The sequence below is a fragment of the Corticicoccus populi genome (assembly GCF_042686195.1).
GTDB classification, from domain to species: Bacteria; Bacillota; Bacilli; order Staphylococcales; family Salinicoccaceae; genus Corticicoccus; species Corticicoccus populi.
Window position 1 is genome coordinate 349,861 of sequence record NZ_JBHUOQ010000001.1, and the last position, 15,248, is coordinate 365,108.

Annotated in this window: 14 protein-coding genes; all 14 read left to right on the forward strand. The window is 38.2% G+C overall.

Annotation, left to right across the window (positions count from 1 at the left end; translation table 11 throughout):
- The first annotated feature begins 63 nt into the window (after positions 1-63).
- The 14 genes from ACFSX4_RS01885 (at position 64) to ACFSX4_RS01950 (ending at position 14,215) form a co-directional block, all read left to right on the forward strand.
- Positions 64-684, forward strand: a complete 621-nt coding sequence (locus ACFSX4_RS01885; RefSeq protein WP_377770986.1) for a DNA mismatch repair protein MutT — start codon at positions 64-66, stop codon at positions 682-684.
- Positions 674-1,627, forward strand: a complete 954-nt coding sequence (locus ACFSX4_RS01890; protein ID WP_377770988.1) for a hypothetical protein — start codon at positions 674-676, stop codon at positions 1,625-1,627. The genes ACFSX4_RS01885 and ACFSX4_RS01890 overlap by 11 nt, the downstream gene beginning before the upstream one ends.
- An 81-nt stretch (positions 1,628-1,708) precedes the next feature.
- Positions 1,709-2,995: a trigger factor gene (tig, locus tag ACFSX4_RS01895; protein ID WP_377770990.1), complete on the forward strand. Its 1,287-nt coding sequence runs from the start codon at positions 1,709-1,711 to the stop codon at positions 2,993-2,995.
- Between the two features lie 143 nt (positions 2,996-3,138).
- On the forward strand, positions 3,139-4,395 hold the full coding sequence (gene clpX / locus ACFSX4_RS01900; protein WP_377770992.1) for an ATP-dependent Clp protease ATP-binding subunit ClpX: 1,257 nt from the start codon (positions 3,139-3,141) through the stop codon (positions 4,393-4,395).
- A gap of 61 nt (positions 4,396-4,456) precedes the next feature.
- Positions 4,457-5,044: a ribosome biogenesis GTP-binding protein YihA/YsxC gene (yihA, locus tag ACFSX4_RS01905; RefSeq protein ID WP_377770994.1), complete on the forward strand. Its 588-nt coding sequence runs from the start codon at positions 4,457-4,459 to the stop codon at positions 5,042-5,044.
- Positions 5,045-5,174: 130 nt separating this feature from the next.
- Positions 5,175-6,521, forward strand: coding sequence for a glutamyl-tRNA reductase (gene hemA, locus ACFSX4_RS01910; protein WP_377770996.1), 1,347 nt, complete (start codon positions 5,175-5,177; stop codon positions 6,519-6,521).
- Between the two features lie 17 nt (positions 6,522-6,538).
- Positions 6,539-7,363 carry a cytochrome c biogenesis protein CcsA gene (ccsA, locus tag ACFSX4_RS01915; RefSeq protein WP_377770998.1) on the forward strand — a complete coding sequence of 275 codons (825 nt, stop codon included), beginning with the start codon at positions 6,539-6,541 and terminating at the stop codon, positions 7,361-7,363.
- Positions 7,364-7,377: 14 nt separating this feature from the next.
- A complete protein-coding gene (hemC, locus tag ACFSX4_RS01920; protein ID WP_377771000.1) occupies positions 7,378-8,298 on the forward strand; it encodes a hydroxymethylbilane synthase in 921 nt (306 codons plus the stop codon).
- Positions 8,261-8,989, forward strand: coding sequence for a uroporphyrinogen-III synthase (locus tag ACFSX4_RS01925; RefSeq protein ID WP_377771002.1), 729 nt, complete (start codon positions 8,261-8,263; stop codon positions 8,987-8,989). Before hemC ends, ACFSX4_RS01925 begins: the two co-directional genes overlap by 38 nt.
- Positions 8,979-9,959 carry a porphobilinogen synthase gene (hemB, locus tag ACFSX4_RS01930; RefSeq protein WP_377771004.1) on the forward strand — a complete coding sequence of 327 codons (981 nt, stop codon included), beginning with the start codon at positions 8,979-8,981 and terminating at the stop codon, positions 9,957-9,959. The genes ACFSX4_RS01925 and hemB overlap by 11 nt, the downstream gene beginning before the upstream one ends.
- A 1-nt stretch (position 9,960) precedes the next feature.
- Positions 9,961-11,250, forward strand: coding sequence for a glutamate-1-semialdehyde 2,1-aminomutase (gene hemL, locus ACFSX4_RS01935; protein ID WP_377771006.1), 1,290 nt, complete (start codon positions 9,961-9,963; stop codon positions 11,248-11,250).
- Positions 11,251-11,422: 172 nt separating this feature from the next.
- Positions 11,423-12,469 (forward strand): tyrosine-type recombinase/integrase, encoded by a 1,047-nt coding sequence (locus tag ACFSX4_RS01940; RefSeq protein WP_377771008.1) that lies wholly within the window; start codon positions 11,423-11,425, stop codon positions 12,467-12,469.
- A gap of 136 nt (positions 12,470-12,605) precedes the next feature.
- Positions 12,606-13,403: a helix-turn-helix domain-containing protein gene (locus ACFSX4_RS01945; RefSeq protein ID WP_377771010.1), complete on the forward strand. Its 798-nt coding sequence runs from the start codon at positions 12,606-12,608 to the stop codon at positions 13,401-13,403.
- A 383-nt stretch (positions 13,404-13,786) separates the two neighbouring features.
- Positions 13,787-14,215, forward strand: coding sequence for a hypothetical protein (locus ACFSX4_RS01950; protein ID WP_377771012.1), 429 nt, complete (start codon positions 13,787-13,789; stop codon positions 14,213-14,215).
- Positions 14,216-15,248 lie beyond the last annotated feature (1,033 nt).

Below are 15,248 nucleotides of genomic sequence, written 5' to 3' on the forward strand. Positions count from 1 at the left end.
TAATTTACAATGTGTACGGTCTTTTATAGAATTATGTATGATGACATTTTGAGGAGAGTACAAATGAATAAATTTGATGAACAAATATTAGTTGTGCCAAGAACGCAGCTTTTTAATAATGAAACGAATGCTTTTAATGGTTTTATTGGTAAAGATGATGCACGTTATGACGAAATAGTTGGAACTTTCGGCGGTTTCGAAGTGAAGCGGCGCGGAGATATGGAGGAAGATCCTTCATATAAACAATTGATCAGCTATGTAATTATCCGCTCTCAGGATGATGCGGAAACACTGGTATATAAACGCTTAGGCGGAGGCGGTGAAGAGAGACTTCACGGACTTCTGTCAATTGGTGTCGGCGGGCATATGAATGATGTTTCTGAAGCGGAAGATATTAAAGAAAAACTGTTCATTAATGCTGAACGAGAGCTTTCTGAAGAGGTTGATCTTTCCGGATCGGATCTCGATCAGATTGAAATACTCGGGCTGATTAATGATGATGACAATGAAGTTGGGAAAGTTCATATCGGTCTAGTTCTGAAAGTCAATGTTCAAAAGGACAGTGTGAAAAATATGGAGGCTGATACATTGTCTTTATCCTGGGAGAATAATCAGGACTTGAGCAGTATGAGTCCTTATGAATCCTGGAGTGAACTGATTATTCGTGATGCGTATGAACGATAAAATCAGTTCACATTACCGTTTTATAAAGAAGGCTGAAAAAGACCTGGTGCAGATGTTTAAGGAGGGTGCTTCGGCTGATTTTATAAAAAGGTATACGTCCTTTTTGAAAATTACAGATCCGGATATCCGCATAGAAGAAATGTACTATGAATCATTGGATGATGTGCAGGATTATCAGACAATTATTGATTATGCACTCGGTATGATGAATGACGGGCGTGGTGATTATCAGCTTCATATGATTGAGCTGCTCGGTGCATTAAACAAGCTGGAACGTTACTATGACGTCATCAGTTTTGCAGATCAGTTAATGGAAGAAAATATTTCACAGGGCTTTAGAATCGATATAGCCAATGAACGGCATAAGGCAAAACTGGGGCTTGAAAATGCTGTTTTAAAACATACGGAACAATATGGGTCAGAAGAGGTTGAAGATGTCCAGTTTGATGAAATGTCAAAGGAGGAAACGCTTCAGTTCCTCGCGTATATATCAGAGCAGAATGATACACGGTATGCTGAAAAAGTGGTTGAAGCCCTAAATCGTGACCACAGCCCTGAAGTGACTACCTTTATGCTCTTATATTTAAAAGATGCCGGGTTTACAGGCGGAATTGACTACAGGAAGTTTAACACTGTTGAATCTGTGGTAATAGAAAAACTGCCGGTGCTTGAAGAGATGGATTTAATTAAAGTCGTACTTCCAAAAGTGACCGGAAAGCTCGAAAAGACTGCACCGGAAATGGTCGAGGAAGTAAAAATGCTTGTGATGGGCCATGCGATATACAGTTATCCTAAGGAAAGTCCGGTGGATGCAGCGTATTTAGCAGATGCATACCTCGCATATTTGTACAGTCTGATTAATCTGGATATTGATGTTGAAGCCGATGAAAAAGCTATGGAATGGATTTACAGCATTGAAAAAGAGATGAATCAACACAATTAATGTATCAAATATTGGACTTGTGCGTTGTCTATGTTATACTGAAAAAGTTATTGAAAAATGTATTAACGGAGGAATTTAACTATGTCTCATAAGTGGGAAAAACAAGAAGGAAACGAAGGCGTATTAACAGTAACTGTAGAAGCAGCTGAATTTGACAGTGCTTTGGACCAGGCCTTCAAAAAAGTATCTAAAGAGGTATCTGTACCTGGCTTTAGAAGAGGGAAAATCCCCCGCCAGATGTTTGAAAAACGTTTTGGTGTAGAATCATTATACCAGGATGCTCTCGATATCGTATTATCACCTAACTATGCGAAAGCTGTTCAGGAAGAGGATCTTAATCCTGTTGACCAGCCGGAAGTTGACATCGTTGAAATGGAAAAAGGTAAAGACTTAGTGTTCACTGCTAAAGTAACAGTAGAACCTGAAGTAAAACTTGGAGATTATAAAGGTCTTGAAGTAGAAGCATTATCAACTGATGTGACTGATGAAGATGTGGACCATGAAATCGGACATCTGCTTGAAGCACATACAGAAATGGTTGTTAAAGACGAAGATGAAGCAGTTGCAGAAGGCGATACTGTAAATCTTGACTTTGACGGATATGTTGACGGAGAACAGTTTGACGGCGGTAAAGCTGAAGGGTATGACCTTGAAATCGGATCCGGTTCATTTATTGAAGGGTTCGAAGAGCAGTTAGTCGGACTTAAAGTTGATGACGAGAAAGACGTTGAAGTAACTTTCCCTGAAGAATATCATGCTGAAAACCTTGCAGGAGAGCCTGCAACTTTCAAAGTGAAAATCAATTCTATTAAAGTGAAAGAAACACCTGAACTTGATGATGATCTTGTTAAAGAACTGGATCAGGATGTTGAAACAGTAGATGCTTTAAAAGAAAAGCTTCATAAAGATTTAAAAGAAGCGAAAGAACAGCAGTCAGATGCTCAGCTGAAAGAAGACCTCGTTACTCAAGCGAGCGACAATGCTGAAATCGACGTACCTGAAGCAATGGTAAATACTGAACTTGACAGAATGGTTCAGGAATTCGAACAGCGTTTATCCCAGCAGGGAATCAACCTTGAAATGTATCAGCAGTTATCTGGTCAGGATGAGGATGCACTTCGTGAGCAGATGAAAGAAGATGCTCTGAAGCGTGTACGTACAAACCTGACTTTAAGACAAATTGCTGATGATGAAAATATCGAAGTGACTGAAGCGGACATCGATGCTGAGCTTGAAAAAATGAGCGGGCAGTTCGGAATCAGTGTAGAAGATATTAAAGCAACTTTAGGCGACCTTTCAATGCTTGAAGGCGACCTTAAAGTTCAAAAAGCACTAGATGTTTTAGTAGACAATTCCAAGCAAGCTTAATCAACTTTTAATCAGAATATAAATAGAGCTCTGTAACTCATGTTACAGAGCTTTTATATAGAGAACCGGCCGGTGGTTCAGATATTTGATTTTACAGATGATTTCTAGTATATTTTATGAGAATGAAAAAAGAGGTGTTTAATATGTTCAAATTTAATGAAGAAGACACGAATTTAACTTGTTCATTCTGTGGTAAAGATCAAGAACAGGTGAAGAAGTTAATCGCAGGCAGCGGCGTATATATTTGTAATGAATGTATCGAATTATGCCATGAAATAATAGAAGAAGAACTGAAAAGTGAGCCTGCGGAAATGTTTACTGAAATTCCGAAGCCTCAGGAAATTTTAACTGCACTGAATGACTATGTTATCGGTCAGGATAAAGCGAAACGTGCATTGAGTGTTGCAGTGTATAACCACTATAAACGTATTAACCAGAATACAAGTGATGATGATGTTGAAATTTCTAAAAGTAACATTGCCTTAATCGGACCGACAGGAAGCGGTAAAACGCTTCTTGCACAGACACTTGCAAGAACACTTAATGTTCCGTTTGCAATTGCGGATGCAACAAGTCTGACTGAAGCCGGCTATGTTGGTGATGATGTGGAGAATATTCTGCTTCGTTTGATTCAGGCGGCAGACTTTGATGTAGAACGTGCCGAGCAGGGAATTATTTATGTGGATGAAATTGACAAGGTTGCCCGTAAGAGTGAAAATACGTCAATTACACGTGATGTTTCCGGTGAAGGCGTTCAGCAGGCACTTCTGAAGATTTTAGAAGGTACAACTGCAAGCGTTCCGCCGCAGGGAGGTCGCAAGCATCCGAACCAGGAGTCTATACAGATTGATACAACGAATATCCTGTTTATTCTCGGTGGTGCATTTGACGGTATGGATGAAATTGTTAAACGCCGTCTCGGTGAAAAAGTGATTGGTTTCGGCGGTGGAAATGCAACGGATGATAAAGACGAATTACTGTCACGTGTCCGCCCAGATGACCTTCAAAGTTACGGTCTGATTCCGGAATTTATCGGTCGTGTACCGATTATCAGTCATTTGGAAGAGCTTGATGTTGATGCATTGAACTCTATTTTGACAGAGCCGAAAAATGCGCTTGTCAAACAATATCAGAAAATGCTCGGAATCGATAATGTAGAACTTGAATTTGATCCCGATGCATTGAATGCAATCAGTGAACTTGCGATTGACCGTAAAACAGGTGCGAGGGGACTCCGTTCTATCATTGAAGAGCGTATGGTGGATATCATGTTCAGTGTACCTTCAAATGAAGATATTAAAAAGGTTAAAATCACGCGTCAGACAATTGAAGAAGAAGCCCAGCCGCTTCTTTTTGATGCAGAGGATAACCCGATTGAATTAGATAAAAAAAGCGCGTAAGTGTTTAAATCAAGAGGCTGTCTGACGTGTCAGACAGCCTTTATTTGTGGAGTGAAAAGTTATGAAAATTAATCCGAATAAAGTTGAGTTTATGATTAGTGCAGTATCCGATGCACAGTATCCGGATACACCATTAAAGGAAATCGCATTAAGCGGACGTTCAAACGTCGGCAAGTCGTCATTTATTAACTCGGTAAGCGGCCGTAAAAATATCGCGAGGATTTCAAGTAAGCCCGGGAAAACTGTAACATTGAACTTTTACAATATGGACGAGAAATTTCTTTTTGTTGATGTACCTGGATACGGTTATGCCAAACAGTCAAAAAAAGAGCGGGAAAAGTGGGGGAAGATGATTGAAGCCTACTTAACGGACCGTAAAGAATTATCATGTGTTGTACAGCTGATTGATATCCGTCACAAACCGTCTGAAGACGACATACTGATGTACGATTACTTGAAGCATTTTGAAATTCCGGTCATTGTAGTGTGTACAAAATCCGATAAAATTTCAAAAAATAAAATGCCCCAGCATTTAAAGGTGATTAGAGAGGATCTTGAACTTGAGGAAACAGATCAGCTTATTCCTTTCTCATCAGTCGACAAAAAAAATCTGCCTCAAGTGATGAGTGCAATGTCTGAATTCATATAATTTGTGACTTTTATTTAAAACTATTATTAATAAGGCACTGTACTATAGATAGAAGCCTTTATCTTTGGTAGAATGGAACTATTGAATATAGATTAAAGTATTTGAATTAAGTTATCGGGGGGCATTTTCGATGCACATTATTGCACTTAGCCTGAACTATAGAAAGGCGAGTGTCGAAGAGCGCGAGACTGTTGCGTTCAAAGACGAAGAAGTCGTTCATGCGCTGCATGAGTTAAGGGAACAAAAGAGTGTGTTAGAAGCAGTACTGTTATCAACGTGTAACCGTACAGAAGTATATATTGTGAGTGACCAGGCGCATACCGGCAGATATTATTCCCAAAAATTTTTAGCCGACTGGTTTCAGGTTGAATTAGAGACTATTAAAAACCTGGCGGATGTTAAAGAGGGCAGTGAAGCAATAGAGCATCTGTTCAAAGTAACTGCCGGTCTCGATTCAATGGTTCTTGGTGAGACACAGATACTGGGTCAGATTAGAGATGCCTTTTTTATGGCGCAGGAAGAGCATACAACAGGTGCTGTATTCAACCGTTTATTTAAAGAAGCCATTACTGTGGCGAAACGCGGTCATAATGAAACAGACATTTCGAAGAATGCGATTTCCATCTCTTATGCTGCAGTGGAATTAGCGAAAAAAATCTTTAATAATGTTAAAGAGAGCAGAGTGCTTGTTGTCGGTGCAGGTGAAATGGCGGAACAGTCGCTGTTAAACTTAACATCTAACGGCATGCATGAGGTGACGGTGATTAACCGGTCGCTCGAAAAAGCGGAAGCTTTGGCAGAAAGATTCCACGGCACCGCAAAGCCGATGGATATGCTTGAAACAGAGCTTGCTTTAAGCGATATTGTGATTTCAAGTACTGCCGCACAGAATTTTGTAATTACGGAAGATTTGATGCGTAAAGTACTGAAGCACCGTAAATCATCTCCGCTGATTATGATGGATATTGCGCTGCCGCGCGATATTGAACCTGAAGTGAGCGGGCTTAATAACATTTATATGTATAATGTGGATGATCTGCAGGGACTTGTTGATGCGAACTTATCAACACGTCAGCATGAGGCGGAAAAAATTGAGTTAATGATTGAAGATTCAATTCGTGACTTTGACGAATGGATTAATATGCTTGGGGTAGTCCCTGTCATACAGGCATTAAGACAGAAAGCATTATCGATTCATGAGGAAACGTTTAAAAGTGTCGAACGTAAAATGCCGGATATGAGCGAAAGAGAAAAAACAGTGGTATCCAAGCACATGAAGAGTATCATCAATCAAATGCTGAAAGATCCAATTATTTATACAAAAGAAATTGCCGGAGATCGTAAAAGAGAGAAGAAACTCAGCGATATAGAATCACTTTTCGGTATAGAAGATTTAGTGTCTGAAATTGAAGATGTCGAAAAAGAGAATCAGCAGGCAAAAAGACTTGCGAGAAAAGAGCAATTGGCACTCGACTAAAGACAGGTGGGAAACATATGGATATTATGTTCCGCATCCATGAATTGATATTGTTAATATATTTAGTCAGCCTTTCTGTTGCTGCATATGATTTAGTGTTTAGAAATCGTGTGGCCAGAAAGGTTTCCTTTTATATGACGGCGGCGGCCGGCGTGTTACATGTATCAAGTTTTATTTTTATCGCTTGGAACATTGGACGTATTCCGGTGATGACGACCTATGAAGGGATGTTTGCACTGTCCATGATACTGGTTATCATTGGCATTGTGCATTATAGATTAACCGATTCTGAGATGACATTTTTTGTGTATTTATTCAGCAGTTTTATATTACTTTCAATATTCACCTTTGCCCCTGTCAGTTTTGACCGGGTGGTGCAGGTGTCGAGTATAATGAGTGAGCTGCTGCTGGTACATATCAGTCTTGCATTAATTGCCTATGTACTGTTTTTTGTATCGGCACTGCATGCTGTGATTTATATTATCCAGTATGGGAATTTAAAAAAGAAACGCTTCAATCGTCTGTTCTTTTCACTGTTCAGCATTGAAACTGCGCAAAAAGTAATGGTCAGAACAGCCTTTTTCGGTGCTGCATTTTTACTGGTCAGTACAATGCTCGGTATGCAGTGGGGTGTCAGAATAAACGGAATGAGCATTTTTTATGATATTAAGGTACTGTGTACCATCCTTGTTCTGCTGTTTTATGCGGCAATATTGGGGCGTTTAAAAATGACCGGCAATGCACATGAGTTTGCGAAATTGAATATTATCGTATTCATCATCTGCATGCTGAATTATTTCTTTGTTACACAATTATCAAGCTTTCATTTTTGGAATGATTAAAGGAGAAGTATTGAATGAGAAAATTTATCGTAGGTTCAAGGCGCAGCGGTCTTGCAATGACACAATCCAAGCAGTTTATCAAATCGTTACAAAAACATTTCCCGGATGTTGAATTTGAAATCAAGGAAATTGTAACTAAAGGTGACAGAATTGTTGATGTACAGCTGTCCAAAGTCGGCGGAAAGGGTTTGTTTGTGAAAGAGATTGAAGCAGCCCTTGAGAATAAAGAAATTGATATGGCGATTCACAGTCTTAAAGATGTACCGAGTGTCCTTCCTGAACAGTTTACAATCGGTTGTGTACCGGTCCGTGAAGATGTGAGAGATGCATTTTTATCAAATAATAAGGTGTTATTTAAAGACCTGCCCGCAGGAAGTGTGGTCGGAACAAGTAGTCTCCGTCGTGCAGCACAGTTGACGGCTGTCCGTGATGATATTACAGTCAACTGGGTGCGGGGAAATATTGATACACGGATTAAAAAGATGGAATCCGGTGAATATGATGCTATTATTCTTGCAGCAGCCGGTTTGAAACGTATGGGCTGGAGTGATGAGCGTGTGACCGAATATTTCGAACCGGAAGAATTTATTCCGGCAATTGCTCAAGGTGCACTCGGCATTGAAGTCCGTAAAGAAGACCGTGAACTTCTCGATATGCTGAAAAAAGTCCATTCAGATGAGGATTCTGTATGTACGACTGCGGAACGGACATTTTTGAAACGTATGGACGGCAGCTGTCAGGTGCCGATTGGTGGATATGCGTCATTTGAAGACGGCGAATTATATTTAACAGGATTAATCATGCCTGAGGACGGCAGTGAAAAATATCTGGTTAAAAAATCCCATCAGGATCCGGTAACGCTTGGAAATCTTGTGGCGGATGAGATGGAGAAAATCGGTGCCAAATCAATCATCGATGAAATTAATGCCAAATAAACCACGTGTCGCAGTTACGCAGAGTACGTTAAACGCTGAAAGTAATATGCTTGAGCTTCTGCATCTGCCGTTAATTAAAATACAGCCTTTAACTTTTAATGAAGATATATTGAAAAAAAAATATGACTGGCTTGTACTGACAAGTAAGAATGCAGTAGATATATTGATGAAACACCGTGATAAAATCAATGTGGATTATATTGCGAGCATCGGTGAAAAAACGTCTGAACGCATTAGAAGTTACGGACTCGAAATTGATTTCGAACCTGAATCATATACTCAGGAAGGTTTTATCGAAACGTTTGATACCGGCGGAAATTTAGAAGTATTGTATCCGGCCAGTAAAAATGCGCGGCCCTTTTTAAAGGAATCTTTGGAATCCCATGGTATATCCGTGCAGAAAATCGATTTATATGAGCCGGTGCCGGATGAAGAAAGTATTAATCGTTTAAAGGTGCTGTTTCATGAAATTGATGCTGTTACGGTGTCATCTCCTTCTGCTGCGCATATACTTCATCAGTATTTTCCGGCAGACATGTTAAACAGTAAATTGATTACAGCTGTCGGACCCGTAACCGCGGCTGCACTCGACAGCTGCGGGATAAAGTCCGTGCTGCCTGAAAAAGAAACATTAACCCATATGATAAATCTAATAGAAGAAAAATACAGAGGTGCTTTTGATGAGTTTTGACCGTCATCGTAAATTAAGAAGAACAGCGTACATGAGAGATTTAGTACGTGAGACGAAATTAACAAAAGATGATTTAATCTATCCGATATTTGTCACTGAAACAGAAAATACAAAAAAAGAAATTGAATCCATGAAAGGGGTCTATCAAATATCCCTTGACCGTCTGCACGAAGAACTTGAGGAAGTAGCTGCATGCGGCATTAAATCCGTCATGTTTTTCGGAATACCGAAAGAGAAGGATGCATGTGGTTCCGGTGCATACCATGACCATGGAATTGTTCAGGAAGCATGTAAGCTGTCCAAAAAACTTTTTCCGGAGATTCTGGTACTTCTTGATACATGTCTTTGTGAGTACACAGATCACGGGCACTGCGGTCTAATTGACCCGGATACCAAAGATGTTGACAATGACTCAACACTGCCGCTTCTTGTAGATACAGCAGTATCACAGGCACGTGCCGGTGCAGATATCATTGCACCGAGTAACATGATGGACGGTTTTGTGACTGAGATCAGAAAAGGGCTCGATGACAATGGGTTCAGCCATATTCCAATCATGAGCTATGGTATTAAATATGCTTCAAAATTTTACGGTCCCTTCAGAGATGCTGCTGAATCTGCACCGTCATTCGGTGACAGACGCACTTATCAGATGGATCCGGCCAATCGTCTTGAAGCGCACCGGGAACTTAAGAGTGATCTTGAAGAGGGTGCGGATATGATGATTGTAAAACCTGCTCTCTCATACCTGGATATTATTCGTGATGTCAGAAACCAGTCGGATGTACCGATTATTGCATATAACGTCAGCGGAGAATATTCCATGACAAGAAACGCAGTGGATCAGGGGCTTCTTGAAGAATCTGTTATTATGGAACAGATGATTTCCATGAAGCGTGCCGGTGCTGATATTATCATTACTTATTTCGCAAAAGATTTATGCAGAATGCTTGATGAAGGGATGAAGTAATATGTTTGAAAAATCAAAAGAACTATACAGTGAAGCTGTTAAATTAATGCCGGGCGGTGTGAATTCTCCGGCACGTGCATTTAAATCAGTCGGGGAACACCCGCTGTTTATCGACCATGCTGAAGGGGCACGTCTTTATGATGTGGATGGAAACTCATACATTGATTACTGCCTGAGTTTTGGTCCGTTAATTCTCGGCCACAGTGATGAAAAAGTGGTTCGTGAAGTCACACAGGCGACTGTCAGAGGGACAAGTTTCGGTGCACCGACACAGCTTGAAAACGAGATGGCTGAACTGGTTATAGACAGAGTGCCGTCTGTGGAAATGGTCCGCATGGTATCTTCAGGAACGGAAGCGACACTTGCAGCCCTTCGTCTTGCGAGAGGGTACACAGGCAGAAATAAGATTTTGAAGTTCGAAGGATGTTACCACGGTCACAGTGATTCTTTATTAATTAAAGCAGGCTCCGGTGTCGCAACACTCGGACTGCCGGATTCTCCGGGGGTTCCTGAAGGCACAGCGAAAAACACCATCACTGTACCGTATAATGATATTGACAGTCTAACAGAAGCATTTAATCATTTTGGTGATGACATTGCTGCTGTGATTTTAGAACCTGTAGCAGGAAACATGGGGGTAGTTCCGCCTGAAGAGGGCTACCTGGAATCAGTCCGTGAAATGACTGAAGAAAACGGCACGCTGCTGATTTTTGATGAAGTAATGACAGGATTCAGAGTCGGCTACAATTGTGCACAGGGACATTTTAATGTTACACCGGATATCACATGTCTCGGAAAAGTAATCGGCGGCGGTCTTCCTGTCGGTGCATACGGCGGTAAGAAAGAAATTATGGAGCATATTGCGCCCGCTGGCGATATTTATCAGGCTGGTACTTTATCCGGCAATCCGCTTGCGATGACAGCAGGCCTTCACACGCTGAAACAGCTGACAGAAGAAAGTTATCAGTATTTCAAAAAGCTTGGCGATATGCTGGAAGACGGACTGACTGAGATATTCAAAGATTACGGCTATCCGATTACAATTAATCGTGCCGGTTCCATGATTGGTTTCTTCCTGACTGATCAGGATGTTGTCGATTTTGAAAGTGCAAACACCAGTGATCTGGCATTGTTTAAAGCACTGTATCAGGAGCTGCTGAAAGAAGGCGTTTATCTGCCGCCTTCCCAATTTGAAGGCATGTTCTTATCTACGAAACATACTGAAGCAGATATTCAGGACACTTTAAATGCATTTAGAAATGCGTTAGCGAGAATTAAAGAAAATTCATAAAAAATCGTTGATACTAAAGGGTTTGTAGATGACTACACTGTAATAATTATGTATGAGCAATCTTTAAATTTCAGAGGAAAATCAAATATTTTGCGAACATTACCTTATTTAAGTCGTGTTCTGTATTTATCCACTTTTTCATTTAATTAGAAATGAAGGAGTGGATTTTTTTATGACCTTTAAGAAGAAAAATAGACCTAGAATGAGCAAGAAGAAAGACACTAGTGTAATCACTTTAAGCGATTTATACAGAATTAGTTATCAACATGTTTCTACTTTATTAGCTGAAAGTACATCTAGAAGATATAGAGTTGCGACCGAAGAGCTACTTAATTTTTTTGGGGATGTTGAATTGAATATTTTAACTGTAGCAGATGCTTACGATTTTACTAATTATTTACGCTATGAAAAGAAGCAATATGAAGGCGTTGATGTAAGAAAAGACTTTCACAAAATTGGATTAAAAAGTAGTTCAGTTAATAATTACATCACAACAATTGCAGCAGCGATTAATATCCTTTATGAGCTTGAGTATTTAGATGAGAAAGACTATAAAAATGTCTTCTTAAAGGTGAAGAAAATCAAAGAGGATAAAAAGAAACCTCGGCAGGTATCATCTGAGGATTTAAAAGACTTTATGAAAGAGTTAGATATTCAATACTATGCAGATTTAAGAATGAAAACAGCGATATACACATTCTTAGAATCTTATTGCAGAGTGGGGGAATTATGTAGTTTGAAAGTAGGAGATATTGATTTTCAAGCCAATCTAATCACATTCAACAAAACTAAAAACTCAAATTTTAGAGTCGTCCCTGTTAGTAAAAAAGTAATAAGAATGCTGCAAGTTTTAATTAAAGAAAGTGAAGTATTCGATAAAGATTATGTATTTTATACAAATAGTGGCACACCGATGACACCGGGCGGAATGAGGAAACAATTCTATTTAGTATCTGAGCGAGCTGGATTAGATGAGAATATAACGCCACATCGACTTAGGCATAGTTCCTCAGTGGAATTTTTAAAAAATGGTGGAGACATTAGAAGCCTTCAAAAAATGCTTGGTCATTCGGATATTCAGACGACAACAATTTATTTGAATATACATGATAATACTTTGGTTGAAGCTCAGAGTAAATACTCACCGTTATCCATTTTAAACGGTAAAACAAATGCACCAGCCACAACGAAGGCTAGAAGAAGACGATACGACAAATAAAAACAAAATAAAAAAAGCTCGCAACACACACACCCGAAATTAATCAAGTAGTAGTCACAAGCCCTTAGACAGCTATTATTCTACTACTAATTCACCAAAATTTCAAGTGTTGTCGAGCAAAAAGGAGCAAACTACAATGACAACACTTAAATTAAATGACTACGTTAACTTCAACTCACTGCAAGAATTGAATCATCATGTATCCTTGCATACTAAGCATAATCAGTTAAACGATACTCAATTTAAGCTACTCACTATCCTATCTCAGTATTCAGTAAAATATTTGGGAGCATCATACCTCAAAGTATCTACACTCATGAGCTTATTAGATGTGTCTAAATCTACTGTTAAGCGTAATCTGAAGGTATTAGTAGAACTAGGTATCATCACAAAGCAACACACATTTAGAAAGGTTTCAGGAGGATTTGGAGCTAATATATTCATCATCAATGAGTATTTTGAAACTACTAATGAACCCTCGAATGTGAACCCTTGTGAAGGCTCTGAGAAGACAGCAGGAGAGCGACTTGAAGCACGATTAGAGAAAGAAGAAACTGCCTTTCATAAAGCATTAAAATCTAATTCTTTAGTTACTAATCAGTCTTCTATCAATCGTGAGTGGAATATAAATTATAAGGACATAATTCCGTCCCATATTCCGACTAAACTAGGAGAGCATATGATTAAATTCTTTAATTCCGCTGATGTATGCCGTATATATCAAAGTTTGAAGAATGCAACTAAGTTCTATATTCACAGATATGACAACGAAAAGATTGAAGATTTGATGTTCAAAGGTGTAAATGCTTTGATTCAAGCGATTAAAAATAATAATTGGAATCCTGAGAAGTATTCAAAAGTGAGTAATATATACGGGTACGCCTACCATTCGACTCTTAATATTTGTGTTGCGGATGAATTCGATAGGCTGTAAGTATTGTCGTATAGGGATTCCGTCCAGCAGACGGAAGCTGTAAGTATTGATGTATAAGGCTTCCGCCAGAATGGCACCAAGCTAAAAGTAAGGCTTTCGGTGATTTACCGTAAGCTGGTATTGGCTCAGATTAGATATATTTAACTAACTTATAATTTATTAGCCTAAAGTATCTAATCCACTAGAATCCATTTTGGCTTCAAATACTCTTCATTCTGAGGGTGTTAGCATAAACATAGTACTATTTATCCTTTTGAATATACGCTTCTCTATGGAGGTCTGAGGATGGTTAGAATTGATTTAAAGGGGGATAGAGGTACAAATATTAAAATAAGTATGGTATCAAGTAGATTAAAAATATAAAATAAAAGGATGGATTAATTATGACAACAACAAGCACTAAGAACAATGAGGGAATTTTGGAACTACTAAAGTACACAGAGTATGAAAATTTAGAAATGGGAGACTCAATCGAAGAATTAGCAGAAATGACTGATGTTGATGCTAAGACTATTGAGCAGCTTAAAGCAGGTAAGTTGTTCTTGAATGAGATAAGTGAGAGAGACTACAAGGAATTAAACAGATTTGCGAATCAGGAGGATAATGTACTAACTGTAAAAGAAGATTCATATATCGCTTTGGAAATTATGAAGGATTTAATGGATACTTCTGATTTAGTCAGCTGGGAGATTAGAGATGGTAGTGACAATGGAAACTGTACATTAATTTTAAATTTTGGTTATTATGTTTCACAGAGCTATATGAAAGAAGTGTATAATGATTATAGAAATCAGTTGCTAGTTAATATTTAATTTAGATGAGAAGCAGCTATTAATTTAGCTGTTTTTCTTTTTATTAAAATTAAAAAAAGCTGAACAATTAAGTCCAGCTTCCACAGTTTGTAATCTAATCAGGTGAAAATGAAACCTAAAATTACATAGTTTTTATGATAACGTAATTTAGGAATAAAGTAAAAACTCCACTTTCTACTAGCGATATAGTGATTTTAGGAGTCTATAACACATGTCATTAATTAAGTAGAAAGTGAAGAAAAAATAAAACTGTAAGGTGTAATAAGTGAAGTGATTAACTTCTAATTTAATTATATGCTAATTAATAGTAAATCGTCAAATAATCATCAAAAAGTTTGTGAAATTTAATAGAAATATTAGTCAATATTATTGATTCCGTCAATTTAAAATCATACTCAAAATGAAGATATTTGTATGGTTTTTATAGACAATATGATTTCATTCATAATTTGGACATAACTACTATTTTTCATTGGATATACTGGTGGAAAAAGAGATATAAATTAGAGTTAGAAGTGTAAAAGTACAATATTTATTTTAAGGGAAAAACTATAAAAAATCGAGTCGTCCTACGTACTGTAATATGAGAGGGTATATTTCTGACTAGTTTCAGCAGCTCATAAAAAAGTTTGTGAAATTTATCGAACTTTTCTTTGCATAGCGAGCTATATTAATCTGAGAGAAGTAAATTAAAAATAAAAAAGTTATAGTAAAACACTAGACTTTAAGCCTCAAAACCACCTATTAATATATGTAAGGCTCTGTTTCAAATCAAAAATAAGAACACAAGTATACTATATCTCTGAGATAGCACATCTCAATAAAGGAGAATACGCTCCTATTATATTTATGAGCAAGAATAACACTTGCTTAATAAACTGATTGTAAATCTATCACAATCAAATTAATCCCCTCCATTTTATTTTTAGGCATCCAGTTTACGCTGGGTGTCTTTTTATTTGAAATTTTGGGTAATCAAAAGTTTACATTACATAAATCAATTCTGAGTGTTCTATATAACCCTCAGAGAAGC

Coding starts and splice junctions, on each gene's coding strand:
- tig (WP_377770990.1), top strand. CDS start 1,709: ATGTCTCATAAGTGGGAAAAACAAGAAGGAAACGAAGGCGTATTAACA.
- ACFSX4_RS01940 (WP_377771008.1), top strand. CDS start 11,423: ATGACCTTTAAGAAGAAAAATAGACCTAGAATGAGCAAGAAGAAAGAC.
- hemL (WP_377771006.1), top strand. CDS start 9,961: ATGTTTGAAAAATCAAAAGAACTATACAGTGAAGCTGTTAAATTAATG.
- hemA (WP_377770996.1), top strand. CDS start 5,175: ATGCACATTATTGCACTTAGCCTGAACTATAGAAAGGCGAGTGTCGAA.
- yihA (WP_377770994.1), top strand. CDS start 4,457: ATGAAAATTAATCCGAATAAAGTTGAGTTTATGATTAGTGCAGTATCC.
- ACFSX4_RS01885 (WP_377770986.1), top strand. CDS start 64: ATGAATAAATTTGATGAACAAATATTAGTTGTGCCAAGAACGCAGCTT.
- clpX (WP_377770992.1), top strand. CDS start 3,139: ATGTTCAAATTTAATGAAGAAGACACGAATTTAACTTGTTCATTCTGT.
- ccsA (WP_377770998.1), top strand. CDS start 6,539: ATGGATATTATGTTCCGCATCCATGAATTGATATTGTTAATATATTTA.
- ACFSX4_RS01950 (WP_377771012.1), top strand. CDS start 13,787: ATGACAACAACAAGCACTAAGAACAATGAGGGAATTTTGGAACTACTA.
- hemB (WP_377771004.1), top strand. CDS start 8,979: ATGAGTTTTGACCGTCATCGTAAATTAAGAAGAACAGCGTACATGAGA.
- ACFSX4_RS01945 (WP_377771010.1), top strand. CDS start 12,606: ATGACAACACTTAAATTAAATGACTACGTTAACTTCAACTCACTGCAA.
- ACFSX4_RS01890 (WP_377770988.1), top strand. CDS start 674: ATGAACGATAAAATCAGTTCACATTACCGTTTTATAAAGAAGGCTGAA.
- hemC (WP_377771000.1), top strand. CDS start 7,378: ATGAGAAAATTTATCGTAGGTTCAAGGCGCAGCGGTCTTGCAATGACA.